This is a genomic window from Sinorhizobium chiapasense, from assembly GCF_045277575.1.
Taxonomy (GTDB): Bacteria; Pseudomonadota; Alphaproteobacteria; order Rhizobiales; family Rhizobiaceae; genus Ensifer; species Ensifer chiapasense_A.
The window spans coordinates 2,588,412-2,612,450 of sequence record NZ_CP144205.1 but is presented as its reverse complement, the minus strand read 5'-3'; the positions used below and the strand labels follow the sequence as shown (position 1 = coordinate 2,612,450).

Here is a 24,039-nt window from a genome sequence, read left to right as displayed (position 1 = left end):
AGACCATGACGACCAAACTCTCACTTGCCGCCCTCGATACGATCAAGGCCAAGGCCGGCGTGCCGAACTACGACCGGTCGCAACTGACGGCGGGTATCGTGCATTTCGGCGTCGGCAACTTCCACAGGGCGCACCAGGCCGTCTATCTCGATGATCTCTTCAATGCCGGACACGACCTGGACTGGGCCATCATCGGGGCCGGCGTGCTTGCCTCCGATGCGGCGATGCGCACCAAGCTTGCTGAGCAGGATTTCCTGACGACGGTGGTGGAGCAGGACAACAACCGCACCGGCGCCCATGTCACCGGCGCGATGATCGACTATCTCGAACCCGGCGACATCCAGGCGATCGTTGCGAAACTCACCGATCCGGCGATCCGTATCGTGTCGCTGACGATCACCGAAGGTGGCTATTTCATCGATCCGGCCTCGGGCGTGTTCAACCCGACCCATCCGGCAATCGTTGCCGACGCGCAGAACCCGGCGGCTCCGAAGACCGTGTTCGGGCTGATCGTTGCCGGGCTGAAAGCGCGCAGGGACAAGAACGTGCCGCCCTTCACGGTGATGTCCTGCGACAATATTCCGGGCAATGGCGAGGTCACGCATGCGGCGGTCGCCGGCCTCGCGCGTCTCTTCGACCCGGCCTTCGCCGATTGGATCGACGCCAATGTCGCTTTCCCGAACGGCATGGTGGACCGGATCACACCGGCAACCGGCGCACGCGAGATCGGCATCGTCGCCGACGAATACGGCATCGAGGATGCCTGGCCGGTGTTTTGCGAGGAATTCAAGCAATGGGTGCTGGAGGATCATTTCCCGCTCGGCCGCCCGGCGCTGGAGAAGGTGGGCGTCCAGTTCGTGCCTGACGTTGCACCCTACGAGCACATGAAGATCCGCATCCTCAACGGCGGTCATGCGGCGATCGCCTATCCGGCCGCCTTGCTCGACATCCATTTCGTACATGAGGCGATGGAGGAACCGCTGATCCGCGCCTTCCTTGCCAAGCTCGAACATGACGAGATCATTCCGGTCATTCCGCCGGTGCCGAATACTGATCTCGGCGATTACTACAAGCTGATCGAGACGCGCTTCTCCAATCCGAAGATCGGCGACACGATCCCGCGGCTGGCGCAGGACGGCTCCAACCGGCAGCCGAAATTCATCCTGCCCTCGACCGCCGATCGGCTGGCGCGCGGCGAGGACGTCGTCGGGCTATCGCTGGTTTCGGCGCTCTGGTGCCGCTATTTCGCCGGCACGTCTGACAGCGGCAAGACGATCGTCTTCAACGACCAGAGCGCCGACCGGCTGAACAAGGCGGCACTGGCCGCCAAGGACGATCCGATGGCCTTCCTGGCGCTCGGCGATATTTTCGGCGATGTCGCGCGCTCCGATCTCTTCCGCCGCCGCTTCGCTCATGCATTGAAAACGCTCTGGGAAAAGGGTACGCGCGCTACGCTCCAGCTTTATCTGGACGAGAAGCTTACCGCATAATTCCTTGGATCGGATTCGATGCAAGGGCGAATTATGCGCCAATTCAAAGCGTTACGGCGGGCTTTGCGTGATGCGCGTCGCTGTAAGGGGTAGGGTGTTATGGCGGATGCGGCGTCCGGGCTGGTGATCTTCGATTGCGACGGGGTGCTCGTCGATAGCGAGCCAATCTCGCTGGAAGTGCTGGTGGACGTGCTCTCGGCCGCCGGCGTTTCGATGACCACCGAGGAGGCGACGGAACGCTTTCTCGGGCGCAGCCTGAAAAGCATGTCGGCGATCCTGCACGACGAATACGGGCTCGCCACCGACGACGCGTTCCTCGAGGGCATGCGCCTTCGCCTCTACGATCGCTTTCGTTCGGAACTGCAGCCAATTGCAGGCATTCGCCAAGCCGTCGAGGGGCTCGAAAGCGCGTGCTGCGTTGCCTCGTCCAGCCAGCCGGAACGCATTCGCCTGTCGCTGACCGTCACCGGCCTCATCGATCTCTTCGAGCCCAACATCTTCTCCGCCACCATGGTCAAACACGGCAAGCCGGCGCCTGATCTCTTCCTGCATGCGAGCCGCGAAATGGGTTTCGCGCCCAAGGATTGCGTCGTCGTCGAGGACAGTCCGGCGGGCATCGAAGCGGCGAAGGCGGCGGGCATGCGCGTCTTCGCCTTTGCCGGCGGCAGCCACGCGCGCACGGACAAGCATCGGCAAAGTCTCTCCGACCTCAGCCCCGACGTGCTGTTTGACGACATGGGCGAATTGTTACAATTTGTCGGCCGATAGCAGGGACGGAACTACAGCGCCGCGCGTCTTATCAGGCGCGTAAAGGTCGCTGTAGCATTTTGAAGTGCTGCATGTTTTTGTCCTTAATCGGAGACGATCAAAGAAAACATGCAGTAGAGCGGGGTGAGGAGAATGTGTGCGGATTTCCGCCCGTATCCCGCTCGAACGTATGACAATCGATCACGGTTTTGATTTTGGGTCGATCCAACCGAAAATCAGCGTGATCTAATCTTTTGAAATTAAGCAATTCCGGACGGAAAACCGTTTCACACTTTTCCTGGAATTGCTCTAGGGGGCGGGACATTCATTGATGCGTGAATTCGTCGTTGCGGTCGATGTCGGCACCGGCAGTGCGCGCGCCGGTATCTTTGACCGAAATGGTACGCTGCTTGCGCGTGCCGACCTGCCGATCGCCATGAACCGGCCGGAAGAAAACCACGCCGAGCATGACTCCGAGGATATCTGGCGCGCCGTCTGCGGCGCGGTCAAGGCGGCCAAGGATAGGGCTGGCATCGCCGCGCAAGACGTTGCTGCGATCGGTTTCGACGCCACTTGCTCGTTGGTGGTGCGCGACCGGGACGGCAAGCCGCTTTCCGTCAACCGCAAGGGCGAGGCACGCTGGGACACGATCGTCTGGCTCGACCACCGGGCGCTGGCAGAGGCTGACTTCTGCACGGCCACCGGTCACCCGGTGCTCGATTTTTCCGGCCGTGTCATGTCGCCGGAAATGGAAATGCCGAAGCTGATGTGGCTGAAGCGCAACCTGCCGGGACAGTGGAACAAGGCCGGCTTCTTCTTCGATCTCGCAGATTATCTCTCCTGGCGGGCGACGGGGAGTGCTGCACGCTCGCGCTGCACTTTGACGGCAAAATGGAACTATCTGGCGCATGAGAAGCGTGGCTGGCAGCCCGACTATCTCTCAAAGCTCGGGCTCGAGGATCTCATTGAACGCGGCGGTCTGCCGGAGGAGAGCTTGCCGATCGGAAGTTCGGCCGGCCACTTGAATGCAGCGGCGGCGGTCGAGCTCGGACTGGACGAAGGCTGCCAGGTGGCGCCGGGTCTGATCGACGCCTATGCCGGTGCGCTCGGCGTCGTTGGCGGGTTCATCGGTGCGCCGGAAAAGCTCGAAAGGCAACTGGCGCTGATCGCCGGCACGTCGAGCTGCATCGTTGCCTTCTCCAAGGACATGAAGCCCGGCTTCGGCATGTGGGGCCCCTATTACGAAGCGGTTCTTCCCGGCGCCTGGCTGATCGAAGGCGGGCAATCGGCGACCGGTGCGCTGCTCGACCATATCGTGCGGCTGCATGGCGGCGGTCTCGAGCCGACCGCCGAGACGCATGGCCGGATCATCGCCCGCGTGCAGGAACTGCGGGCGGAGCAGGGGACCGCTTTTGCCGATCGCCTGCATGTGCTTCCCGACTTCCATGGCAACCGCTCGCCGCTTGCCGACCCGCACGGGCTCGGCGTTATCAGCGGCTTGCCGCTCGATTCCTCCTTCGATGCGCTCTGCCGGCTTTATTGGCGCAGCTGTGTCGCGATCGCGCTCGGCATCCGTCACATCCTGGAGATGATGCGCGAGGTCGGCTATCAGCTCGACACGCTGCACGTTACCGGCGGCCACGTGCGCAACGCACTTCTGATGGAGCTCTATTGCGACGTGACCGGCTGCCGCGTGGTGGCGCCACAGGCGCCGGACGCGGTGCTGCTCGGTACGGCGATGGCGGCGGCGGTTGCCGGCGGCATTCATCAGGACCTCGCGGCCGCGGGCACGGCAATGGCGTCGGACGGACATGAGCGCCTGCCGAATGCAAGCGTTCGCGCCACCTATGACCGCGATTACCGTCGGTTCCTGGCGCTCTACCGTCACCGTGACGAACTCGACAAGATGCTATGAGTCGGTAGGCGAAAACGGCGAGCGTAGGCGCATGGAACCTTTTGCCGCGTCGCGCATTTTGCTTGCGACCGGACGGTGGCGCGCATAGCCCCCAATGCCGCGCCGGAGGCAGACCGCCGGCCTACAACTCACACTCCCCGAGTGAGTTGCACATACCAGCCAGTGCCTTCCCTCGGCACTGGCTGTCGTGTGTTTGGGCTGTAATCGAAGAACGGGTGTCCGCCCAAGTACCGCCGGCGCAGGCTTGTGAGTGCAGGTGCTGCCGCCAAGGTCGATTGCGGGAAAGTTTGAGGTGCTGTCTCGAAGGGTGCCGTCCAGCAAAGGGTGGTCATTTCGCCGTTTCGGGAACGGCGAAATGACCCGTTGCTCAGGCCGCCGCCTTGGTCGATTCGTTGAAGAACAGCGCTTGGCTGATCAGTGCCTTGACCATGTCCGGGTTGAAGGGCTTGGTGACGAGGAAGGTCGGTTCCGGCCGTTCGCCGGTCAGGAGCCGTTCCGGGAAGGCGGTGATGAAGATCACCGGAATGGCGCTTGTCTTCAGGATGTCGTTGACGGCGTCGATGCCGGAACTGCCGTCGGCGAGTTGGATATCGGCAAGCACCATGCTTGGCCGGGTCTTCTTGTAGAGGGCGATCGCTTCGTCGCGCGTCCGGGCGATGCCGGTGACGCGATGGCCGAGGCTCTCGACCATCTGCTCGATATCGATGGCGATCAGCGGTTCGTCCTCGATGATCATGATATCGGTCGCGACCTGACGCGAGATTTCCTGCGAGGCGCGGTCGAGCAGGCCGCCGACCTTTTCGGTGGAGACGTCGAGGACTTCAGCGGCTTCCTCGGGACGGAAACCTTCGACCGAGACCAGCAGGAAGGCCTGGCGGGCAAGGGGCGAGACGGTTGCGAGATTGATCGACGCGCGCTGTTCCCAGGCAAAAGGCGAGATCGGCTCCGGCACAAGGACGGACGAGGAGCCGAAAAGTGAGGTGAAGAGTCGGAATAGGCCGACGCGGTCATTGCTTGCTTCCGGGAAAATCGACGTGTCGGCGATCAGCGCTTCGAGAACGGCAGCGACATAGGCGTCGCCGGATGTCTGCGAGCCGGTCAGCGCGCGTGAGTAACGGCGCAGATACGGCAGAAGCGGTGCGATCCGCGTGGACAATGTCATAGGGGGAACTCCCTCGAATATCTTTCTACGGTGACGTTGCGAGAACGCCGGACGTAAAAAAAGGTTCCCCAAGGGAACATTTCAATTTTCTGCCGCGTTATGGCGGCTATGGACACTCGAAGGCGACAGTTTGACAATGAAATATAAAACAGGGGCAGGGCGGACTACCGGCACGACCTTATGGACAGAAGACCCAAACGCGCAAATCGCAGCAAAGCTGAAAGCGCTTTATCAGTCCGTGCAGGAAGAGGCGATACCCGCGCGTTTTCTCGATCTTCTGGAAAAACTCGACGCGGCCGAGCAGCGGTCGGCACTGCAGGGCAGGGAGTAAGTGCCAGAATGTCGTCCGAAAAGAATGATTTCAAGCGAGAGATGCTTGCCGCCTTGCCGAGCCTGCGCGCCTTCGCCATGTCGTTGATCGGTCGCCACGACCGTGCCGACGATCTCGTCCAGGACACGATCATGAAGGCCTGGGCGAAGCAGGACCATTTCGAGATGGGCACCAATATGAAGGCCTGGCTCTTCACGATCCTGCGCAACGAACTCTACAGCCAGATGCGCAAGCGCGGGCGCGAGGTGCAGGACACTGACGGGCACTTCACCGAGTCGCTGGCCCATCATCCCGAACAATACGGGTCCCTCGACCTGCAGGATTTCCGGCGCGCGCTCGATATGCTGCCACCGGACCAGCGCGAGGCGATCATCCTCGTCGGCGCTTCCGGCTTCTCCTACGAAGAGGCGGCGACGATCTGCGGCTGCGCTCTCGGCACGATCAAGAGCCGGGTGAACCGCGCGCGCCAGCGGCTGCAGGACATCCTGCAGGTGAAGGGTGAAAACGACTACGGGCCGGACGAAACCTCGGCTCCGATCACGTCGCGCGCCTTCGTCTCCTGAGGGAGGAATTTCCGGCCTGATACCGTTGCAAAAGTGGCGGTGTCCTGCTTTCACTGACGGCTGGGGCCCGAGGGGATAGGCGGTGACGGCTGACATCGACTGACGAATGCGCAGTCGTGACGACATTGGGTCGAGACGCTCCAAATCGAGCGAGATGCGGTTGACCCCGGCGGCTTCCTCATCTCGTTCAGATTGAGAATTGAGACCGTATGCACGTGAGGACAGAGAAAACGGATCCGCCTGTGACGAGGCTGCTCGACGCGCCCGAGCGTCTTGGCGTCCTGCATGCGACCGTGCCTGACATGGCCGTTCCGGACCGGGACTTCGACGGGATCGCCGAAATCGCTGCCGGGCTTTTCAACGCTCAGGTCGCACTGGTGACGCTGATCGACCACCAATGGCAGTGGTTCAAGGCAGCCGTCGGCACCAATGAGACCCGTGCCCCGGCCGAAGACGCATTTTGTGCGCATGTCGCCGCTGCGGCCGATGCAAGCCTCGTCGTCCTCGACGCCTCGACCGATCCGCGGTTCGCGCGCCATCGACAGGTCAAGGGGCCGCCATTCCTGCGCTTCTATGCCGGCGCGCCGATCATGCTCGAGGGGCAGGCGGTGGGCACGGTATGCGTGTTCGACGACAAGCCGCGCGCTGACGTGTCGCAATCGCTCATCCACCAATTGAGCCGACTTGCGGCGCTCGCAGCTTCGCTCTTCAAGGTTAAGGACGAGGCCCGTCGACGCGCGCTGAAGGAGGCGGCCTTGTCGCGCGAGGAGCAGCGGCATGCGATGGCGCTCGAAGCGGCCAACATCGGCAGTTGGCTTTGGGATATCCGCTCGGGCGCGATCGCCGGCAACAGCGCCTTGAAACGCATGTTCGGACTTTCGGCCGACAGTTCGGTTGGCGCCCGGGACATCTTCGGCGCGATCCACGTCGACGATCGCGGCGCGACTTTCGCCAAGCTCCGCCAGGCGATGAAGGCCGACGACGAATATGACGGCATGTTCCGTATCGGCGACACGGGGCGCTGGCTGCTTGGCCGCGGCCGTGTGCACGACCGGGACAGCAAGGGCAATCCGCTGACGTTCATCGGCGTGACGATCGATGTCACCGACCAGCAAGCTTCGGCGCAGCGCACCCGGCTCCTGCTGAAGGAGCTCAATCATCGGGTCAAGAACACGCTCGCCATGCTGCAATCGCTCGCGCGCCAGACGCTTCGCCAGACGAGCGACCCCGCCGAGTTCATGACCGCGTTTGCCGGTCGCCTGCAGGCGATCTCCGAGGCGCATGGTCTGCTCTCCGATCACGAGTGGGGCACGATCCGGCTTGCCGACTTGATCGCCAAGCAACTGCTGCCGCATGTGAGCGCCTATGCGGACCAGATCGAACTGCATAAGGACGAAGTGTCGCTCGGTCCCGACCAGGCCGTCGGCCTCGGGCTGGTGCTGCACGAGCTTGCAACCAACGCCGTGAAATACGGATCGCTTTCGGTGCCGAAAGGCAAGGTCGTGTTGACGGCACGAAACGTCGTCGAAGACGGCGACACCGTCCTTCATCTTACCTGGAGCGAGGTTGGAGGGCCGCCTGTGCGCGAGCCGAAGCGGCGCGGCTTCGGCTCCATCCTCATCGAGCGCAGCCTCGACAAGGTGCTGGGTAGTTCGGTGAAGGTCGAGTATCTCCCCGCCGGTGTCACCGCGCTCATCCGGTTGCCGCTCTGATGGGACCGCACCCACCCATCAATGGTCGTGTTTGCGTCCGCGCCGCTTGCCGGTCCCCAAGAGAGCGCCGACCGCGAGGGCCATGGCAACAGCAAGAAGCGGCTGTTTGCGCAGGATGCCGGCTACTGCGAGCAGCGTCAGATTGGTTTGCATCTGTGTGCGGCGGCGGCGTTCTTCCTGAAGCCGGCGGTCTCGGTTTTGCAGGGCGATGAGGATGGCAATAAACACCAGGGCGGTGACGACGAGCGCCCCGGCGATTGCCGCTGCCGCCGCGACCGGGGAGTAGCGAACACTCAGAAACAGAAAGGTGGCTGCGAGGGCGAAGACATAGGCGGTGACGAGCAACAGCCCTATGACGCTCCATAGGGCTGCATTGCGCTTCACACGAGAGGCGGTGGCGCCGATGTCGGCGGCCAAGAGACTGGCGAGGGCGGCCGTCAATGATCCCATGCGTTACTCCCGTCGTGCTCGACTCTCATAGGTTGGGCGAGATGCCGGTGGAAAAGCTACATGCCTTTCCTCATCTCGGCCGGACCTGCGAGCCATTGCCCGCAGGTCCAGTTCGACCGATTGCAAGTCAGCGACGAAGCAGCGCTGCCACGGCGAGCCCGATCAGGGCAGCCGCGCCGAGCGTGGCGACGGGATGCTCGCGAACCGCGTGGCGGACCTGCTTTTCCGTGCCGGCATAGCGGTCGCGAAGCTCGGCCAGCAGGTCCTCGCCGCTTGCCAGCAAATCGCTGATGCCGGCTTCGGCCTGTTCGCGGGCATCCTGCACCTTGCCGCGCGCCTGCTTTGAGGCGGCCGATCCGCGATCGGCGAGCAAGGCGACGAGCGTTGCCACATCGCTCCGCAACTCGCCCAGTTGTTCCTCGATGGAGAGATCGGCGAGCTTGCCGTTGCTTTTGGTCGATCGCGAGCCCGAACCGGAGAAGAGGCCTGGCGCCATGACGGATACTCCCTTTCACGCATGCGCCGGCCGCAAGGGGTTGGCGCTGTCTGACGGAACCGGCGGGCACAACTAGAGGCCCTTGCCGGCGCTTCGGGAGAACAACGCACAAGTGCAGAAATTGTTTCGTGAAAACTTGACCTTGGCCAGTCAAGCGAATTGCGGCGACAAGGAGCTGTTTCGCCCCGACGCCCCAAGGGTCGGTCAGAGCGATGCGGTCTGCGGCAGGACGAAAGGCACGTGCGGTGCCGGTGCGACGCCCACCCGCATGCGGCAGCCGAAAACGGCTTCCATCGTCTCGTCGGTCAGAACCTCGCGGGGGGCACCGCTGGCGCGGACCTTGCCGGCCTTCATCATCACCATATGGTCCGCGAACATGGCCGTGAGATTGAGGTCATGCATCACGGCGACGACCCCGCCGCCGCGTTCACAGAACTTGCGGGCGAGTTGCATGATCCCGAGCTGGTGGCGGATATCGAGGCTCGACACGGGTTCGTCGAGAAGCAGGTAGCGCGGCTCGCCATCGATCACCGGATCGGTGATCTGGCAGAGGACGCGGGCAAGCTGCACGCGCTGCTGCTCGCCGCCCGACAGTTCCTGGTAGAAACGCCCGGCAAAGCCCGCGAGATCCACCGCCTCCAACGCCTCGGCCGTGACCCGGTCGTGCGCGGCGGGACCCGCATTGGCACCGGCGGCAAGGCCCAACCTCACCACCTCGCGCACGGTGAAGGGGAAGGAGATGACCGTCGACTGGGGCAGCACGCCGCGCATCAGCGCGAGTTCCCACGGCTTCAGCCCGCTGAGGTCGCGGCCATTGATGCGGATCGTTCCGCTCGACGGCGAAAGCTCACCGGAGATCGCCTTCAGCGTCGTGGTCTTGCCGGAGCCGTTCGGTCCGACGATGGCGGTCAATGCGCCCGGCAAAGCCTCGAGCGATATCCCGTGGATGACAGGTCGCCCGCCGAGACGAACGGAGAGATTGGAGACGTTGATCATGGTTTCCTTCAGAGTCCCATGTTCGAACGGCCGCGCAGCAGGATCCAGAGGAAGAACGGCGCGCCGATGAAGGCGGTGACGATGCCGATCGGCAGTTCCGCCGGAGATACGATGGTGCGGGCGATCATGTCGGCGAGGATCAACAGCGTGCCGCCGAGCAGAGCCGAGGCGGGTAGCAGGTAGCGATGATCGGGGCCGATGACGAGGCGCAGCAGGTGCGGAACCACGATGCCGACGAAGCCGATGCCGCCGCTGACGGCAACGGATGCGCCGGTCGCCGCTGCGACGCTGACGATCGCGATGTTCTTCAGCCGCTGCACGGGAATGCCCATGTGGAAGGCGGCCGCTTCGCCGAGCGTGATGGCATTCAGTCCACGCGCCAGGAAAGGGGTCACCGCGAGCGAGGCGAGGATGATCGGCGCTGCGGCCAGGATCCTCGTCCAGTTGGCGCCTGCGAGCGAGCCGAGCCCCCAGAAGGTGAGGTCGCGCAGTTGCTTGTCGTCGGCCTTGAAGACGAGAACGCCGGTGATCGCGCCGGTCAGCGCGCCGAGCGCGATGCCGGCGAGCAGCAGGGTGGCGATCGACGTCTGGCCGCCGCGGGTGGCGATACGGTAGAGCAGCAGCGTCGTGACGAGGCCGCCGACGAAGGCTGCGACCGGCAGTGCATAGAAGCCGAACAGCGCGAAAAGCGGCCCGAAGGCGGAGGTTCCGAGCACGATCAGCAGCACGGCGCCGAGGCTCGCGCCCGAGGAGACGCCGACGAGGCCGGGATCGGCCAGGGGGTTGCGGAAAAGACCCTGCATGACGACGCCGGAAACGGCGAGCGAAGCGCCGACGAGCATGCCGAGCACGGCGCGGGGCAGGCGGATATCGAGGATGATGATGCGGTCGCGGATGCTTAAGCCCTGATCGGCCCCGCCGATCAGCCAGCGCCAGACGTTGGCGAGCGACGCATCGGCAGCACCGGTCATGATAGAGCCGACGAAGGTCGCGACGGCAAACGCGATCAGGACGACAATCACCAGACGCGCCAGCCGCGAGCGATTGCCCGCGCGCCATTCGTTGCGGATATCGGCGGCGAAAGCGGTCAGGCGCATGCCGCGGTCCACCGCCTCACTGCGAGGCATTGGCCTTCTTCCCGTAGATGGCGGCATTCAGTTCGCGCACGGCGCTTGCTGTGCGTGGGCCGAAGCCGAGCAGGTGCAGGCCGTCCATGCGGATCAGCGCCTTGTTCTTGGCGGCGGGCGTGAGGCTCAGCGCCGGCAGGGCGAAAAGTTCGTCCGCCTTGGCGGAGTGTTCACCGCCGCGGTCCATCATCAGGACGACGTCGGGCTTGGCCTCGATGATTGCCTCGTCGGTCAGCCCCTTGTAGCCAGGGAAAGTTCCGACCGCGTTGACGGCGCCCGCAAGCTCGATGATGCCGTTGGCCGCTGTGCCTTGTCCCGAGGCCATGACCTTTCCGCCCTGCGTGCTCAGGATGAAGAGCACGCGCTTGCGTTCGGCTTCCGGACGGGCGGCACTCTCGGAGACTGCCGCATCGAGATCAGCTTCGACGCTCTTTGCCAGGGTTTCAGCCCTTTCCTCGACACCGAGGAAGGTGCCGACGGCGCGGATCTTCGCGGGGATGCCAGCCTTGTCGAAGGTCTCGGGCACGCTGGTGAAGGCGATGTTCGCCTCCTTCAGCACCGCCAGCGCCTCTGGCGGGCCGCTGCCTTCGATGGCGATGATGGCGCTCGGGTTGGCGGCGATGATGCCTTCCGGTGCAAGCTGGCGCATGTAACCGACATCCGGCAGCGCCTTTGCCGCTTCCGGATAGGTGCTGGTGGAATCGCGGCCGACGAGGCGGCCTTCCTCGCCGAGCGCATAGATGATCTCGGTGATCGCTCCGCCGACCGAAACGACGCGCGAGACGTCGGCCTTCTGTATCTCCTCGGCCATCGCCGGCTGGATGAAGGAGGGCGCGCCGGGTGCCATCGCCGGCAGCAGGAAGGGCGCCGAAAGGGCAAAGGTGGCAAGCGCCAGTTCCCGGCGGCGGAGGCGACGGAAGTCGAGACCGTTGATCATCGAAGTGTTCCTTATCCTCTCCTCAGGCGGCGACAGTCGTGTCGAGACGCGGCAGGCCTTCGGCGATCGAACGCCATTCTGGACGTTCGGCGAGACCCTCTTTCCGCTTGCCGAAGAACTGGATGATCATCTCGCCCTTGGCGTCGAGCGCCTCGATCGAGGTGACATGACCGTCGGCCGTCGGCTTGCGCACGGCCCAGAGTTCGGCGATGTGGTCGGTGCGCAGATGCAGGTGGAAGGTCGGATCCATGACGTTGAGCCACGGGCCCATCGGCGCGATCTTGGCGATCGGGCCGGAATGGATCTGGATCATGCCGCGGTTGCCAACGAAGCACATGATCGGCAGTTCGATCTCGGCGCTCTGACGCATCATCGCTTCGATGCTGGACGGGTCGAGTTGCCAGGCGAAATCCTCACCGATGTTGCTGAGCGCCTGGCGGCGGCCGATCTTCAGCTTGCGCAACATGCCGTGGAACTGATGCGTGTCCGTCATTTTCATCCAGCGGTCGCGCAGTTCGGCAACATCGACGACGGTCTCCGGCCTGTCGTCGGTGGCGGGCACGCTGGCGTCGGCAGCGAATTCCTGCGTCTGGTCGTCAAGGCGGAAATCCGCGACGATCTTGTCATAGGCAGCGACATTCGATTCCGGGCGCAGATGCACCTTGTGCACGGCATTGCCCCACTTGTCGAAGAACTGCAGGCTCTTGCGGGCTTCGCCCTGGTCGTCGGTCTTCGTTACGGCGAAGGCGTGCGCCCAGGCGCCCGGGAAAACTCTGAGGTCGATCTGTTCGCCCATCACGATGCTTGCCATCTCGCCGGTGGTGATCTTCTCGTAGACGCCGATCTTTTCATGAACCGCGCTTTCGTTGCGGGTCAGCGCCATGACTTCGCCGAGTTCCTCCACGCGCGACAGGAAACGGTTGGCATCGGCATCGATGCGCACGGCGGTCAGCCCACATTCGGCAGCGACGAGAGCCGCTTCGGAAACACCGAGTTGGGCTGCGATATCACGCTCGCGCAACTTCGGGTTCTCGGCGCGGTAGGCGCGGATTTCGGAAGGAGTGGGGCGGAGGCTCTCGGTCATTTTCATCTGCCTATTTGTTCAGGATCAGTTTGCCTTGGCGGGTGATCTTCATGCGGTAGATCGCGCCGTCGTGGGAAATGAGGATCTCGTTTTCGCTGCCGAAAAGTTCGCGACTTTCGATTATCCGTTGCGCGCGCCCGGCCTGGATCGGCGGCTCGGATGGGCGTGCAAGGTCATTGTCGTTGGTCACTGGGCTGGCCGTTTCGAGAGGGCAGGCCGCGCTGTTTTTCCAGCATTTCCTGCCGTGCAATTCGTTTACTATCTTGACTTCATTACTCATATTTATTTATGGACGCAATACCGGACTTAAACACTCAAGTTAGTTATTGCGGGCTTGTGGACAAGGGTGTGCGGGCCTCGTTCGGTGGCTCGCCGCAACCCTTTGGAGTGATGTCGTCATGAAGTTTTCCAGCCTTCCGATTGTTTCCGTTGCTCTTGCGCCCCTCATCGCTGCGACCAGTGTCAACGCCCAGGAGGCTGTGCCCGCCGGTGGGCTGACGATCGAGTTGAACGATGTCGCGCCGTCGCAAAAGGGCTGCAAGCTCACTTTCGTCGCCGGTAACGCCTTTGCGCAGTCGCTGAGCAAGGTGTCTTTCGAGTTCGTGATCTTCGACCAGAAGGGGCTCGTCGAGCGCATGGCGGTGCTCGACTTCCGCGATCTGCCCGCCGGCAAGACCAAGGTTCGCCAATTCGACCTCCCCGGCACCAATTGCGATGCGGTGAAGAGCCTGCTGATCAACGATGCGCCGACTTGTGTCGGCGATGGCATGCAGCCGGGCGCCTGCATGAGCGGGCTCAAGACCGGCTCGAAATCGGCCGTGGAACTCAAGGGCTGAGCGAACAGGGGCTGATTGAGACCGCTCCTTAGGGAGCGTGGGTTTGCGCCGCCCGGTGCGGCGAAGGTAAGGCAGCAATGAAGCGCATCGTCATCTGGACTGGGGCCGCCATCATCTCGCTTGCAACGCATGGCGTTGTTCTTGCTACCCTGTTTGCATCTGCGCCGCCGGAGGACGAATCGACGCTCATGATCGGCGGTACGGCGACAGAAGTTGCCGTGCTCGGCGACGCGTTCTCTGAAACGCTGCAGGCGGGTGATCCCTCCGAGATCGTCGAGCCGATTGAAGATGTTCGCGACGAGGTAAAGCCGGAGGAGCTTACGCCGGTCGAGGAGCAGACTTCGACCACACCGGAAATCGCCGCGGAAGAACCGCACGATCTGACGGCGACCGAGGCCGATGTCATCCTGCCGGCCGAAGAGATGCCGACCCTTGAGGTTGCCGAAGCTGTGGTCACCGCAAGCGTCGCGCCGGTTGAACCTGCCGTGCCGGAAGAAAAACCCGAGATCGTGGAGCCGAAGAAGGAGCAGGTGGAAAAACCTGAACCGAAGAAGGAACCGGTCAAGAAAAAGAAGGTCGCCCGCAAGAAGGCTGGCGACAAGGGCGAGCAGAAGCAGACCCAGGTCAAAGGCCAGGCGGACGGCGATATCAATGGTGCTTCCACGGTCGCCACCGGTCAGGGACGCGCGGCATCGGTGATCGGCAACGCGGGAGAGGAAAACTACAAGGGCAAGGTCCGCTCAAAGGTCCAGCGCGCTTTCCTCAGGAAGACCCGCGGGATCCGCAGTGGCGAAGGCGATACCGCGACGGTTACGTTCGTCGTCGCCGCGAATGGAGGCCTGGCGGGGGTCAATCTCGTGCGCAGCTCCGGATCGGACCGTCTCGACAAGGCGGCCCTGGATTCCGTCCGCAGCGCAGCACCTTTCGCCGCCATCCCGGCCGGTTCCGGCAAGAGCAGTTGGAGCTTTACCGTCCCGATGTCCGTAAACTGACAGGCGGATGCGCCATTTCCTGCCTGCGGGCGAAGAGCTGATTTTTTCTCGAAAATATGATTATAAAACTCATGTTTATACTTTACTCGGATTATCAAGTTTAATAGGTTGCGTTCGTCACGCAGCCGAAGGGCGTGTGTCGAGATGATGTCCCGATGCGACCGGCTGCCCGTGAAGGCCCTTGTCGCACGATCAGGCGGAGAGGATTGCATGCGCGGCAAGCGTCACCAGAATGCGGCGAAGAATGGCAAGGGGCGTTCGGAAGCGACCGAGGCACGCCAGGAGGCCGGCAAGGCAACGCTTGAAGGACGCAGTTTCCTCTATGTCGGCGGCCGCGATTGTCAGGTGGCGCATTTGCGCGAAATCGCCAGCTCCTTTGGCGCCGAGCTGCTGCACCACGACGGCGGCCTGCGCGAGGCCGTCTCGCGGATCGACCGGGTGCTACCGTCCGTCGACTGCGTCTTCTGCCCGATCGACTGCATCAGCCACGACGCATGTCTTCGCGTGAAGACCGGCTGCAAGAAGTGGGGCAAGGCCTTCGTGCCGCTGCGCAACGGCTCGAAATCGAGCCTGGAGCGCGCGCTTCAGGACCTGACCACCAGCCGCGACGAGCGGTAATCCTCCCAAGACAAGACGAGAGTTTGCAATGAACGAAGAACGTCCTGACCTCGCCATGATGATCGGTCTGCACAAGCTGGCGGTACAGAATGGCGATGGCCTGGTGCCGGAGCTCTACGAGATCCTGACGCGCCGCGCGCGCATGCTGGAAGAAACCACCAACATCGCGGAGTTCCCAACCTGGCAGGCGCGACCTCCGGTTCGCGATCCGCTCGGCCTTGCGGAGCCCAAGGAAGGAACTATCCTCGCCTTTCCGCGCGCCGCCAACGACGCCGCCCGCAAGAAGGAAAGCGCATAAAAGCAATTCCAGGAAAAGTGCGAAGCGGTTTTCCGTCCGGGATTGCGTAGGCTAAGGAAACAGTTCCAGGAAAAGTGCGAAGCGGTTTTCCGTCCGGGATTGCGTAGGCTAAGGAAACAATTCCAGGAAAAGTGCGAAGCGGTTTTCCGTCTGGGATTGCGCCGTTTCAACGGAGCCGGATCGTTTCGCAGTTCGGCGAAGACCTACGGAGACCAAGATGTACGTTGCCATGAACCGTTTTCGTATCGCCATCGGCCAGGAAGAGGCTTTCGAAGCCGTGTGGAAGGGCCGCGATTCCAGTCTTTCGGAAATGCCGGGCTTCGTTTCCTTTCATCTGCTCCGTGGCGACAGCGTGCCGGAAGAGGGCTATACGCTCTTCGTCTCGAACTCGGTCTGGAAGGACAGGGATTCGTTCTCGGCCTGGACGAAATCGGAGAACTTCCGGGCCGCACACCGGAGTGCCGGTGACAACAAAGCGATGTATCTCGGTCCGCCGAAATTCGAAGGTTTCACCGCCGTCGAAGGTGCCTGATCCTCGCCGTGGGCCTGGGCCCAATCCCTGATATTGCCTTTCGTTCGCCTCCTGGATGGACCCGTCCGGGAGGCGAATTGCTTCTGGGCTAGGCCTTTCGCGGCAGGAAGGCGCCGAGCGAAACGGCGAGCCAGCCCGCCATGATCGTCGTGCCGCCGAGCGGCGCCGACATCGGGAACAGGCCGTGGCCGGAGGCATGGCGCATGGCGAGATCCGCCGAGAACAGCGCCGTTCCCACGGCAATCAGCAAGGCCGCAGCAGGGGCGGTGCGAAAGCTTGGCCAGGCTGCGTAAAGCGCGACCAGTGCAGGCGCGTGCGCCAGGCACATCGCGGAAATGCCGGCGAGCAGTCTCGGATCGTCGCCATGCGAGGCCGCGGCCGCGCTGACAACGCCGGTCAGCCCCATCAGTCCGGCAACAAAAAGCGTCGTTGCGCGAAATCCGCTCTGCGACATGTCACGTCATTCCTTGTTCTGCATATGAAGGGCGAGGCGGGTGATCGGCTCGATAATGATCTGCCTGAGCTGCGGATGGGCGATCGTTTCCTCAAGCGCGCGGGTGAAGCAGAGCAGCCATTCGTCCCGTTCCGCCGGGCCGATTTCGGCGATGAAATGGCGACGGCGCAGCATCGGGTGTCCGCGCTTCTCGACATAGATTGGCGGTCCGCCAAGCCAGCCGGTCAGGTACTCGTAGAATTTCTCCTCGCTGCCCGAAAGGTCGGGCGGATGCACGGCGCGGCATCGTGCGGCTTCCGGCAGCGTGTCCATCAACTCATAGAAGCGGCGCGTCAGCGCGCGAACCGTCGGGTCGCCGCCGATCGCTTCGTAGAGGGTGGTGGTTTCCGTTTCCGCCATGCTCGCGTCCTTCATCCCCTGCGGTCCTAGCGCGCGGCATCCGGTCCGACAACGGTTTTCCTGGCAACGGCTTTGCGGCGTTTCATCGCGGCCGGGCCGTGTCCCTTACGGCGGTCCGCGCCCGGGTCTCATCATGGCCGAGGTGGTGATCCTCAACCTCTTTTCCAAGTCCGCCTTTGATTGAGGTTGTCAAAAGCCGGTCCTCACGCATCCTCAGGCGGCGGCGCCGTCGATTCCCGCAGGATCAGTTCGACCGGCCAGAGTTCATGGACCTCCTCGGTTGGCCTGCCGGAGAGAAGCTGCAGCACGAGGTCGGCCGAGCGTGCACCGGCAGCGCGCATCGAAGACCGTGTCGCCGAGAGCGACGGCACCATGTTTTCCGCGGTCAGGTAGGGGAAGACGTCGTCATGGGCGATCACCGAAACCTCGCGGCCGATCTCCAGCCCCATGGACCGGGCCGCTCTGTAGATGCCGAGGGCGGTCATCATCGAGCCGGCGACGAAGGCGGTCGGGCGCGGCGTCTGCTCCAGGAAGGAGCGTGCGAAGCGGAAGCCCAGTTCATCGGTAAAGTTGCCGTGGGCGACGAGACGCGGATCGAACGGAATGCCGCGCGCCTGCAGCGCGTCGCGATAGCCCTTGTCGCGGTGAAGTGAGAAGGTGCGTCCTTTCCGTCCGTTGATCATGGCGATGCGGCGATGGCCGAGATCGATCAGATGCGAGGTCGCCCGGCGGATCGCGCCTTCGTTGTCGATGTCGAGCCAGGCATGCGGCACGTCGATATCGGATCGACCGTGGACGAGGAAGGGCATACCGAGCTTGTGGAGGAGCGCAATGCGTTCATCGTTCGGTTCGGGCGAATGCACGATCACCGCATCGACGCGGCCGCTGACGGCGAGCCGGCTGTAAAGCTGGATTTCGCCCTTGGGATCCTTGTCGTCGATCGGGCTGACGAGGATGTCGATATCCTCGGTGCCGAGCCGCTCGGCCAGCCCGCCCATGAACTCGGAGAAGTGAAACTCACCTGATCGTCCCATGACGACGCCGATGGCGCCGGCACGACCGGTGGCGAGCCTCACGGCATTGATGTTCGGACGATAGCCAAGGCGCGATGCCTCTTCGGCCACGCGCTTGCGTGTCTTTTCGCTGACCTCTGGGTAACCGCTCAGCGCCCGGCTGACGGTGGTTGGCGAAAGGCCCAGTTGCTGTGCGAACTCCCTCAGTTTCATTCGGTATGCGTTTCCTCAGCCTAACCCCGGTCCCAGAAATATACACCTTCCCCGCCGGTAACAATCAGTTTGTCGGGGCCGTCCCCTGCCTTGCATCCGAAGGGAGTTTTGCCAAACCGTTTTAAATTACCGCGTCTCCCCCTCTATTTTATGGGTTTCCGCGACTCGCACGCGGAATTCACTCTCTTTTTGTAATCTATTGAAAATAAACAGTTATATTTGATGACTCACGAAATCCGACTTTTTCCAATGCATGGATTGACAGTTTTTCCGTCTTCTGCCAACTTTTTCCAATCCAAACCGCTTTCGATTTTGCTGAGGAGCTTCGAGCGGTGGAGGGGAACAGGAGGAGTCGACCATCATGAGAACCATGCTCAATGCCCTGAGTTTTTGCGCCGCGATCGTTGCAGCCGGGACGGCCAGCGCCGCCGAGCTTTCGCTCGCCGCCAACACGACCGGCAAGAACGTCAATTTCATCCGCGAGCAGCTCGACATCTTCGAGAAGCAGACGGGACACAAGGTGAGCCTGGTCACCATGCCGCCGTCGAGCAGCGAGCAGTTCAGCCAGTACCGGCTGTGGCTTGCCGCTGGAAACAAGGATGTCGACGTCTACCAGACCGATGTCGTCTGGGCGCCGCAGTTGGCCGACCAGTTCGTCGATCTGACGGAGGCAACCAAGGACGTCGTCGGACAGCACTTCCCGTCGATCATTGCCTCGCAGACCGTCAACGGCCGTCTCGTGGCCCTGCCGGCCTTCACCGATGCGCCGGCGCTGTATTACCGCAAGGACCTCCTGGAAAAGTATGGCAAGACGCCGCCGAAGACCTGGGACGAGCTGGCGGCGACCGCCAAGGAAATCCAGGAGAAGGAGCGCGCCGCCGGCCAGGGCGATCTTTGGGGCTACGTCTTCCAGGGCAACGCCTATGAAGGGCTGACCTGCAACGCGCTTGAATGGATCAAGTCGTCAGGCGGTGGGCAGATCGTCGAGCCCGATGGCACGATCTCGATCAACAACGAGAAGGCGGCCGCTGCGATCGACCGCGTCAAGGAATGGATCGGCGCGATTTCTCCGCAGGGCGTGCTCGCCTACCAGGAGGAAGAGTCGCGTGGTGTCTGGCAGACGGGCAATGCCGTCTTCATGCGCAACTGGCCCTATGCCTACGCGCTCGGCAATGGCGACGACAGCGCGGTGAAGGGCAAGTTCGATGTCGTGCCGCTGCCAACGGCGACCGATGGCGACCAGCCGTCCTCGACGCTCGGTGGCTGGAACCTTGCCGTCTCCAAATATTCCGACGACCAGGAAGCGGCGATCGCGCTCGTCAAGTTCCTCGCGTCCCCCGAGGTGCAGAAGCAGCGGGCCATCCAGCTCTCCCAGCTTCCGACGGTTGCCGCTCTCTACGACGATGCGGAGGTCGCCAAGGCGCAGCCGTTCATGCCGGCCTGGAAGCCGATCTTCCAAAGCGCCGTACCGCGGCCGTCGGCTGTTACCAAGGTCAAGTACAACGAGGTTTCGGCCAAGTTCTGGAATGCCGTCCACAACACGCTGTCTGGCAACGGCACGGCCGCGGAAAACCTCGAACTGCTCGAAGTCGAACTCACGGACATGAAAGGCGATAGCTGGTGATCCTCCCGGGGGCGAGGGGAGTGCCTTCGGGCCTTCCCTCGCTCCACCGAGCCACCGCCGACGACGCGCTCTTTGAACCAGGCAATTCCGGACGCGATACCGTTTCGCGCCGTGATTTGCCGAGAGCAGCGTCGTTTCTCTCGGGCCAACCGTCCGGCAGCGCGCCGAACGGCAAGGGTGAGTATAGACATGACCGATCTTTCACTCGCAGATCCCCCTTCCGCACTCGATGAGCAGGCAGGGATCCGTTCGGATCTCAACGCCAGCCGCGTTCGTTCCGCCTGGATCTTTCTCGCGCCGACCTTGCTGGTGCTCGCGCTCGTCGCCGGCTGGCCGCTGTTGCGCACCATCTATTTCAGCTTCACCAACGCGTCGCTGACCAACCTCGAAGGCGCCGAGTTCGTCGGCCTCAAGAACTATCTGAGCTGGATCACGCTAAAGAGCGGGCGCACGGTCTATAACGGCCTGCTCGCCGATCCCGCCTGGTGGAACGCCGTCTGGAACACGCTGAAGTTCTCGGCGATCTCCGTCACCATCGAGACGGTGCTGGGCCTCGTCGTCGCCCTGGTGCTGAACGCCAATTTCCCGGGCCGCGGGCTGGTGCGCGCCGCGATCCTCATCCCCTGGGCCATTCCGACCATCGTTTCCGCCAAGATGTGGGCCTGGATGCTCAACGACCAGTTCGGTATCTTGAACGACCTCTTGCTCGGCCTTGGGCTGATCAGCCAGAAGATCGCCTGGACCGCCAATCCGGAGACGGCGATGGTTGCGGTGCTGATCGTCGACGTCTGGAAGACGACGCCCTTCATGGCGCTCTTGATCCTTGCCGGCCTACAGATGGTGCCCTCCGATATCTACGAGGCGGCCAAGATCGACGGCGTTCATTCGCTGAAGGTGTTCTGGCGGCTGACGCTGCCCCTGATCCGGCCGGCGCTGATGGTCGCGGTGATCTTCCGCATGCTCGATGCGCTGCGCATCTTCGATCTCATCTATGTACTGACGCCCAACAACGCCCAGACGAAGACCATGTCGGTGCTGGCCCGCGAGAACCTGTTCGACTTCGACAAGTTTGCCTACGGCGCAACCGCCTCGACAATGCTGTTCCTGATCATTGCAGCGATCACCGTCGCCTACATGTGGTTTGGCCGCGTCAATCTCGAAGGAGGAGAACGCTGATGGTCGCCATCCTCGCCAAGCGCACGGCGTTCTACGCCCTCGTCGCCGCCATCATCATCATGGCCGTCTTTCCGTTCTATTACGCCGTGCTGACGAGCTTCAAATCCGGAACGGCGCTCTTCCAGGTCGATTACTGGCCGACCGAGATTTCCTTCGAAAACTACGCCGGGGTCGTGTCGAGCAGCGGCTTCCTGCGCAATCTCGCCAATTCGCTGCTGGTCGCAACGATCGTCGTCGCAGTATCGCTGCTGCTGGCCGTCACCGCTGCCTACGCATTGGCGCGGGTGCGGTTCCGCGGACGGGGACTCTTGCTGCTGACGATCCTGTCGGTGTCGATGTTTCCGCAGATCGCCGTGCTTGCCGGCCTGTTCGAACTCATCCGGAGTGTCGGGATCTTCAACACGCCCTTAGCGCTGATCTTCTCCTACATGATCTTCACGCTGCCCTTCACGGTGTGGGTGCTCACCACCTTCATGCGCGATCTGCCGGTGGAAATCGAGGAGGCGGCGATCGTCGACGGCGCCACACCCTGGGTGATCATCACGCGCGTGTTCATGCCGCTGATGTGGCCGGCGCTGGTGACGACGGGGCTGCTCGCCTTCATCGCCGCCTGGAACGAGTTCCTGTTCGCGCTGACCTTCACGTCGTCCGACAGCCAGCGCACCGTCCCGGTCGCGATCGCGCTGCTCTCGGGGAGCAGCCAATACGAAATCCCGTGGGGCAACATCATGGCCGCATCGATCATCGTCACCGTGCCGCTGGTGATCCTCGTCCTGATCTTTCAGCGGCGGATCATTTCCGGTCTCACGGCCGGTGGCGTCAAAGGATAGAGCGGGGTGAGGAAAAGTGTGCGCGGTTTTCCGCCCGCATCCCGCTCTAACCTTTTAGAATCGATCACGTTTATTGTTTTGGCTCGGCCCGACCCAAAACAATCGTGATCCAAGGAGGAAAACATGGCAGAACTTCAATTGCGCAACATCCGCAAGTCCTTCGGCGCCTTCGAGGTCATCAAGGGCGTCAGCATGGACATCCGGGCCGGTGAGTTCATGGTCTTCGTCGGGCCGTCCGGCTGCGGCAAGTCCACGCTGCTGCGCCTGATCGCCGGGCTTGAGGATATCTCTTCGGGTACGCTTTCCTTCGACGGGCAGGTGGTCAACCAGTTGACGCCGTCGAAGCGCGGCATCGCCATGGTGTTCCAGTCCTATGCGCTCTATCCGCACATGACCGTGTTCGAGAACATGTCCTTCGGCATGCAGCTTGCGGGCAAGGACAAGGAGCAATGCAAGAAACGCGTGGAGGCGGCCGCCGAGATGCTGCAACTCACGCCCTATCTCAAGCGGCTTCCCCGTCAGCTCTCCGGCGGCCAGCGTCAGCGCGTCGCGATCGGCCGGGCGATCGTGCGCGACCCCAAGGTCTTCCTGTTCGACGAACCACTCTCCAATCTCGATGCGGCGCTCCGGGTGGCGACCCGCATCGAGATCGCCAAGCTGCATCGCAGCATGCACAAGACGACGATGATCTATGTCACCCACGACCAGGTCGAGGCGATGACACTGGCCGATCGCATTTGCGTGCTACGGGATGGTCGGGTCGAACAGATCGGCACGCCGCTCGAGCTTTACGAGAGCCCGAACTCGGTGTTCGTCGCCGGCTTCATCGGTTCGCCCAAGATGAATTTTCTCACCGGCGCTTTTGCCGCTCCCTACGATGCGCACACGATCGGCATCCGGGCCGAACATCTGGAGATCAGGGCAGGGGATGGCAAGTGGTCGGGCACGGTGGTGCATTCCGAAATGCTGGGATCCGACAGCTATATCTATCTCGACATCGGCGCTGCAGAACCGGTCATCGTCCGGGAAGGCGGTACCTCGCTTCACCGGCCGGGCGAGACAGTGCAGATCTCGCCGGTCGGCGACAACATCCACCGCTTCGATGCGGAGGGGCAGGCCTTGGGTCGCATGCCCATGAAAGGGGCGGCCTGACAAACCTGATGAACAACGAGGCAGTCTTGAGCTTCGGGGCCGCCAACTCCCGGCGGCGTACGACGACAGGCCCGCAACGGGCGAAACGCAAGGAGAATGAACGTGCCTATCAGAACAGTCGTTTGGGGCGAAAACATCCACGAGCAGACCAACGAGGTGGTCCGCAGCATCTATCCGAACGGGATGCACAACACGATCGCAGCGGCGCTGAACACGGAAAGCGCGATCGAAGCGACGACCGCGACGCTGCAGGAACCGGAACACGGACTCAGCGTCGAGCGCCTGGCCAATACCGACGTGCTCCTGTGGTGGGGCCACAAGGACCACGGCGCCGTCAGCGACGAAGTGGTCGAGCGGGTCGCCAAGCGCGTCTGGGAGGGCATGGGCCTGATCGTGCTGCATTCCGGCCATTTCTCCAAGATCTTCAAGCGCCTGATGGGAACACCCTGCGCGCTGAAATGGCGCGAGGCCGGCGAGCGCGAGCGTGTCTGGGCGATCAACCCACGCCACCCGATCGCCGAAGGGCTCGAAGAGAATTTCGTGCTCGAGAACGAGGAGATGTATGGCGAGCAGTTCTCGGTTCCCGAGCCGCTCGAAACCGTGTTCATCTCGTGGTTTGCCGGCGGTGAAGTGTTCCGTTCGGGTCTCACCTGGCGTCGCGGCGCCGGCAACATCTTCTATTTCCGCCCGGGCCATGAGACCTACCCGACCTATCATGACGCCAATGTGCAGAAGGTGCTGCGCAATTCGGTGAAGTGGGCCTACAACGCCGACAATCGCTACACCGCGATCCATGATGCGCCGAACGTGCCGGTCGAAAAGGCGTTGGAACCGATCGTCGAACGTGGGCCGAAGCTGCACCAGGCCGGCGAAGCAGGATACAGGTGAGAAC

27 protein-coding genes are annotated in these 24,039 nt (G+C 62.7%); 16 read left to right on the top strand and 11 right to left on the bottom strand.

Going from position 1 to position 24,039, the window contains the following annotated elements; all coding sequences use genetic code 11:
• Nucleotides 1–5: 5 nt before the first annotated feature.
• The 3 genes from QM996_RS12665 to QM996_RS12655 all read left to right on the top strand — a co-directional run bounded on the left by QM996_RS12665 (nucleotide 6) and on the right by QM996_RS12655 (nucleotide 4,152).
• A complete protein-coding gene (locus tag QM996_RS12665; RefSeq protein ID WP_500267784.1) occupies nucleotides 6–1,490 on the top strand; it encodes a mannitol dehydrogenase family protein in 1,485 nt (494 codons plus the stop codon).
• 99 nt (nucleotides 1,491–1,589) lie between these two features.
• Nucleotides 1,590–2,258: an HAD family hydrolase gene (locus tag QM996_RS12660; RefSeq protein WP_500267783.1), complete on the top strand. Its 669-nt coding sequence runs from the start codon at nucleotides 1,590–1,592 to the stop codon at nucleotides 2,256–2,258.
• A gap of 310 nt (nucleotides 2,259–2,568) precedes the next feature.
• Complete coding sequence (locus QM996_RS12655) at nucleotides 2,569–4,152, top strand: FGGY-family carbohydrate kinase (protein ID WP_500267782.1); 1,584 nt, start codon at nucleotides 2,569–2,571, stop codon at nucleotides 4,150–4,152.
• 367 nt (nucleotides 4,153–4,519) lie between these two features.
• Here QM996_RS12655 and QM996_RS12650 read toward each other — a convergent pair whose 3' ends face one another.
• Nucleotides 4,520–5,314 (bottom strand): response regulator, encoded by a 795-nt coding sequence (locus QM996_RS12650; RefSeq protein ID WP_500267781.1) that lies wholly within the window; start codon nucleotides 5,312–5,314, stop codon nucleotides 4,520–4,522.
• Between the two features lie 136 nt (nucleotides 5,315–5,450).
• Between QM996_RS12650 and QM996_RS12645 the strand changes: the two genes are divergently transcribed.
• The 3 genes from QM996_RS12645 (at nucleotide 5,451) to QM996_RS12635 (ending at nucleotide 7,920) form a co-directional block, all read left to right on the top strand.
• On the top strand, nucleotides 5,451–5,645 hold the full coding sequence (locus tag QM996_RS12645) for a NepR family anti-sigma factor (RefSeq protein ID WP_429816525.1): 195 nt from the start codon (nucleotides 5,451–5,453) through the stop codon (nucleotides 5,643–5,645).
• An 8-nt stretch (nucleotides 5,646–5,653) separates the two neighbouring features.
• A complete protein-coding gene (locus QM996_RS12640; protein ID WP_113535624.1) occupies nucleotides 5,654–6,208 on the top strand; it encodes an RNA polymerase sigma factor in 555 nt (184 codons plus the stop codon).
• 209 nt (nucleotides 6,209–6,417) lie between these two features.
• A complete protein-coding gene (locus QM996_RS12635; protein ID WP_500267780.1) occupies nucleotides 6,418–7,920 on the top strand; it encodes a sensor histidine kinase in 1,503 nt (500 codons plus the stop codon).
• Nucleotides 7,921–7,938: 18 nt separating this feature from the next.
• On the opposite strand, the gene QM996_RS12630 is transcribed toward QM996_RS12635, so the two are convergent.
• The 7 genes from QM996_RS12630 to hemP form a co-directional block, all read right to left on the bottom strand.
• Nucleotides 7,939–8,370, bottom strand: a complete 432-nt coding sequence (locus QM996_RS12630; RefSeq protein ID WP_500267779.1) for a hypothetical protein — start codon at nucleotides 8,368–8,370, stop codon at nucleotides 7,939–7,941.
• 127 nt (nucleotides 8,371–8,497) lie between these two features.
• Nucleotides 8,498–8,866: an ElaB/YgaM/YqjD family protein gene (locus QM996_RS12625; RefSeq protein ID WP_500267778.1), complete on the bottom strand. Its 369-nt coding sequence runs from the start codon at nucleotides 8,864–8,866 to the stop codon at nucleotides 8,498–8,500.
• Between the two features lie 204 nt (nucleotides 8,867–9,070).
• Nucleotides 9,071–9,862, bottom strand: coding sequence for a heme ABC transporter ATP-binding protein (locus tag QM996_RS12620; protein ID WP_500267777.1), 792 nt, complete (start codon nucleotides 9,860–9,862; stop codon nucleotides 9,071–9,073).
• 8 nt (nucleotides 9,863–9,870) lie between these two features.
• Nucleotides 9,871–10,989, bottom strand: a complete 1,119-nt coding sequence (locus QM996_RS12615) for a FecCD family ABC transporter permease (protein ID WP_500267776.1) — start codon at nucleotides 10,987–10,989, stop codon at nucleotides 9,871–9,873.
• Complete coding sequence (locus tag QM996_RS12610) at nucleotides 10,976–11,926, bottom strand: heme/hemin ABC transporter substrate-binding protein (RefSeq protein WP_500267775.1); 951 nt, start codon at nucleotides 11,924–11,926, stop codon at nucleotides 10,976–10,978. The genes QM996_RS12615 and QM996_RS12610 overlap by 14 nt, the downstream gene beginning before the upstream one ends.
• A 22-nt stretch (nucleotides 11,927–11,948) precedes the next feature.
• Nucleotides 11,949–13,010, bottom strand: coding sequence for a hemin-degrading factor (locus QM996_RS12605; RefSeq protein ID WP_500267774.1), 1,062 nt, complete (start codon nucleotides 13,008–13,010; stop codon nucleotides 11,949–11,951).
• Nucleotides 13,011–13,020: 10 nt separating this feature from the next.
• Complete coding sequence (gene hemP, locus QM996_RS12600; RefSeq protein WP_500267773.1) at nucleotides 13,021–13,290, bottom strand: hemin uptake protein HemP; 270 nt, start codon at nucleotides 13,288–13,290, stop codon at nucleotides 13,021–13,023.
• A 118-nt stretch (nucleotides 13,291–13,408) separates the two neighbouring features.
• On the opposite strand from hemP, the gene QM996_RS12595 reads away from it, so the two are divergent.
• The 5 genes from QM996_RS12595 (at nucleotide 13,409) to hmuQ (ending at nucleotide 16,286) form a co-directional block, all read left to right on the top strand.
• Nucleotides 13,409–13,846, top strand: a complete 438-nt coding sequence (locus tag QM996_RS12595) for a hypothetical protein (RefSeq protein WP_500267772.1) — start codon at nucleotides 13,409–13,411, stop codon at nucleotides 13,844–13,846.
• Nucleotides 13,847–13,923: 77 nt separating this feature from the next.
• On the top strand, nucleotides 13,924–14,838 hold the full coding sequence (locus QM996_RS12590) for an energy transducer TonB family protein (protein ID WP_500267771.1): 915 nt from the start codon (nucleotides 13,924–13,926) through the stop codon (nucleotides 14,836–14,838).
• Between the two features lie 210 nt (nucleotides 14,839–15,048).
• Nucleotides 15,049–15,456, top strand: a complete 408-nt coding sequence (locus QM996_RS12585) for a DUF2325 domain-containing protein (RefSeq protein ID WP_500267770.1) — start codon at nucleotides 15,049–15,051, stop codon at nucleotides 15,454–15,456.
• 28 nt (nucleotides 15,457–15,484) lie between these two features.
• Nucleotides 15,485–15,754 (top strand): hypothetical protein, encoded by a 270-nt coding sequence (locus QM996_RS12580; RefSeq protein WP_500267769.1) that lies wholly within the window; start codon nucleotides 15,485–15,487, stop codon nucleotides 15,752–15,754.
• Nucleotides 15,755–15,971: 217 nt separating this feature from the next.
• Nucleotides 15,972–16,286, top strand: coding sequence for a heme-degrading protein HmuQ (gene hmuQ, locus QM996_RS12575; RefSeq protein WP_483504003.1), 315 nt, complete (start codon nucleotides 15,972–15,974; stop codon nucleotides 16,284–16,286).
• Between the two features lie 88 nt (nucleotides 16,287–16,374).
• Here the strand turns inward: hmuQ and QM996_RS12570 are convergent, their stop codons facing one another.
• From QM996_RS12570 to QM996_RS12560, 3 genes are all read right to left on the bottom strand, one after another.
• Entirely contained in the window at nucleotides 16,375–16,740 is a 366-nt protein-coding gene (locus QM996_RS12570; RefSeq protein ID WP_429816488.1) for a DUF423 domain-containing protein, read from the bottom strand.
• A gap of 6 nt (nucleotides 16,741–16,746) precedes the next feature.
• Nucleotides 16,747–17,139 carry a globin family protein gene (locus QM996_RS12565; protein WP_500267768.1) on the bottom strand — a complete coding sequence of 131 codons (393 nt, stop codon included), beginning with the start codon at nucleotides 17,137–17,139 and terminating at the stop codon, nucleotides 16,747–16,749.
• A 203-nt stretch (nucleotides 17,140–17,342) separates the two neighbouring features.
• A complete protein-coding gene (locus QM996_RS12560) occupies nucleotides 17,343–18,365 on the bottom strand; it encodes a substrate-binding domain-containing protein (protein ID WP_173517547.1) in 1,023 nt (340 codons plus the stop codon).
• A gap of 361 nt (nucleotides 18,366–18,726) precedes the next feature.
• Here QM996_RS12560 and QM996_RS12555 point away from each other — a divergent pair, with 361 nt between their 5' ends.
• The 5 genes from QM996_RS12555 to QM996_RS12535 all read left to right on the top strand — a co-directional run bounded on the left by QM996_RS12555 (nucleotide 18,727) and on the right by QM996_RS12535 (nucleotide 24,035).
• A complete protein-coding gene (locus tag QM996_RS12555) occupies nucleotides 18,727–19,989 on the top strand; it encodes an ABC transporter substrate-binding protein (RefSeq protein ID WP_500267767.1) in 1,263 nt (420 codons plus the stop codon).
• A gap of 189 nt (nucleotides 19,990–20,178) precedes the next feature.
• Nucleotides 20,179–21,165 carry a carbohydrate ABC transporter permease gene (locus QM996_RS12550; RefSeq protein WP_500267766.1) on the top strand — a complete coding sequence of 329 codons (987 nt, stop codon included), beginning with the start codon at nucleotides 20,179–20,181 and terminating at the stop codon, nucleotides 21,163–21,165.
• Nucleotides 21,165–21,995 (top strand): carbohydrate ABC transporter permease, encoded by an 831-nt coding sequence (locus tag QM996_RS12545; RefSeq protein ID WP_500267765.1) that lies wholly within the window; start codon nucleotides 21,165–21,167, stop codon nucleotides 21,993–21,995. Before QM996_RS12550 ends, QM996_RS12545 begins: the two co-directional genes overlap by 1 nt.
• Before the next feature lie 123 nt (nucleotides 21,996–22,118).
• Nucleotides 22,119–23,147, top strand: a complete 1,029-nt coding sequence (locus QM996_RS12540) for an ABC transporter ATP-binding protein (protein ID WP_500267764.1) — start codon at nucleotides 22,119–22,121, stop codon at nucleotides 23,145–23,147.
• 96 nt (nucleotides 23,148–23,243) lie between these two features.
• Nucleotides 23,244–24,035: a ThuA domain-containing protein gene (locus QM996_RS12535; RefSeq protein WP_500267763.1), complete on the top strand. Its 792-nt coding sequence runs from the start codon at nucleotides 23,244–23,246 to the stop codon at nucleotides 24,033–24,035.
• Nucleotides 24,036–24,039 lie beyond the last annotated feature (4 nt).

Bases quoted from the DNA above. Each gene is read 5' to 3' on its own strand.
- QM996_RS12595 (WP_500267772.1), top strand. From the start codon at position 13,409: ATGAAGTTTTCCAGCCTTCCGATTGTTTCCGTTGCTCTTGCGCCCCTC.
- QM996_RS12650 (WP_500267781.1), bottom strand. From the start codon at position 5,314: ATGACATTGTCCACGCGGATCGCACCGCTTCTGCCGTATCTGCGCCGT.
- QM996_RS12655 (WP_500267782.1), top strand. From the start codon at position 2,569: ATGCGTGAATTCGTCGTTGCGGTCGATGTCGGCACCGGCAGTGCGCGC.
- QM996_RS12640 (WP_113535624.1), top strand. From the start codon at position 5,654: ATGTCGTCCGAAAAGAATGATTTCAAGCGAGAGATGCTTGCCGCCTTG.
- hemP (WP_500267773.1), bottom strand. From the start codon at position 13,290: ATGAGTAATGAAGTCAAGATAGTAAACGAATTGCACGGCAGGAAATGC.
- QM996_RS12585 (WP_500267770.1), top strand. From the start codon at position 15,049: ATGCGCGGCAAGCGTCACCAGAATGCGGCGAAGAATGGCAAGGGGCGT.
- QM996_RS12555 (WP_500267767.1), top strand. From the start codon at position 18,727: ATGAGAACCATGCTCAATGCCCTGAGTTTTTGCGCCGCGATCGTTGCA.
- hmuQ (WP_483504003.1), top strand. From the start codon at position 15,972: ATGTACGTTGCCATGAACCGTTTTCGTATCGCCATCGGCCAGGAAGAG.
- QM996_RS12545 (WP_500267765.1), top strand. From the start codon at position 21,165: ATGGTCGCCATCCTCGCCAAGCGCACGGCGTTCTACGCCCTCGTCGCC.
- QM996_RS12580 (WP_500267769.1), top strand. From the start codon at position 15,485: ATGAACGAAGAACGTCCTGACCTCGCCATGATGATCGGTCTGCACAAG.
- QM996_RS12665 (WP_500267784.1), top strand. From the start codon at position 6: ATGACGACCAAACTCTCACTTGCCGCCCTCGATACGATCAAGGCCAAG.
- QM996_RS12565 (WP_500267768.1), bottom strand. From the start codon at position 17,139: ATGGCGGAAACGGAAACCACCACCCTCTACGAAGCGATCGGCGGCGAC.
- QM996_RS12660 (WP_500267783.1), top strand. From the start codon at position 1,590: ATGGCGGATGCGGCGTCCGGGCTGGTGATCTTCGATTGCGACGGGGTG.
- QM996_RS12535 (WP_500267763.1), top strand. From the start codon at position 23,244: ATGAACGTGCCTATCAGAACAGTCGTTTGGGGCGAAAACATCCACGAG.
- QM996_RS12540 (WP_500267764.1), top strand. From the start codon at position 22,119: ATGGCAGAACTTCAATTGCGCAACATCCGCAAGTCCTTCGGCGCCTTC.
- QM996_RS12645 (WP_429816525.1), top strand. From the start codon at position 5,451: ATGAAATATAAAACAGGGGCAGGGCGGACTACCGGCACGACCTTATGG.
- QM996_RS12560 (WP_173517547.1), bottom strand. From the start codon at position 18,365: ATGAAACTGAGGGAGTTCGCACAGCAACTGGGCCTTTCGCCAACCACC.
- QM996_RS12590 (WP_500267771.1), top strand. From the start codon at position 13,924: ATGAAGCGCATCGTCATCTGGACTGGGGCCGCCATCATCTCGCTTGCA.
- QM996_RS12630 (WP_500267779.1), bottom strand. From the start codon at position 8,370: ATGGGATCATTGACGGCCGCCCTCGCCAGTCTCTTGGCCGCCGACATC.
- QM996_RS12635 (WP_500267780.1), top strand. From the start codon at position 6,418: ATGCACGTGAGGACAGAGAAAACGGATCCGCCTGTGACGAGGCTGCTC.
- QM996_RS12615 (WP_500267776.1), bottom strand. From the start codon at position 10,989: ATGCCTCGCAGTGAGGCGGTGGACCGCGGCATGCGCCTGACCGCTTTC.
- QM996_RS12605 (WP_500267774.1), bottom strand. From the start codon at position 13,010: ATGACCGAGAGCCTCCGCCCCACTCCTTCCGAAATCCGCGCCTACCGC.
- QM996_RS12625 (WP_500267778.1), bottom strand. From the start codon at position 8,866: ATGGCGCCAGGCCTCTTCTCCGGTTCGGGCTCGCGATCGACCAAAAGC.
- QM996_RS12610 (WP_500267775.1), bottom strand. From the start codon at position 11,926: ATGATCAACGGTCTCGACTTCCGTCGCCTCCGCCGCCGGGAACTGGCG.
- QM996_RS12620 (WP_500267777.1), bottom strand. From the start codon at position 9,862: ATGATCAACGTCTCCAATCTCTCCGTTCGTCTCGGCGGGCGACCTGTC.
- QM996_RS12550 (WP_500267766.1), top strand. From the start codon at position 20,179: ATGACCGATCTTTCACTCGCAGATCCCCCTTCCGCACTCGATGAGCAG.
- QM996_RS12570 (WP_429816488.1), bottom strand. From the start codon at position 16,740: ATGTCGCAGAGCGGATTTCGCGCAACGACGCTTTTTGTTGCCGGACTG.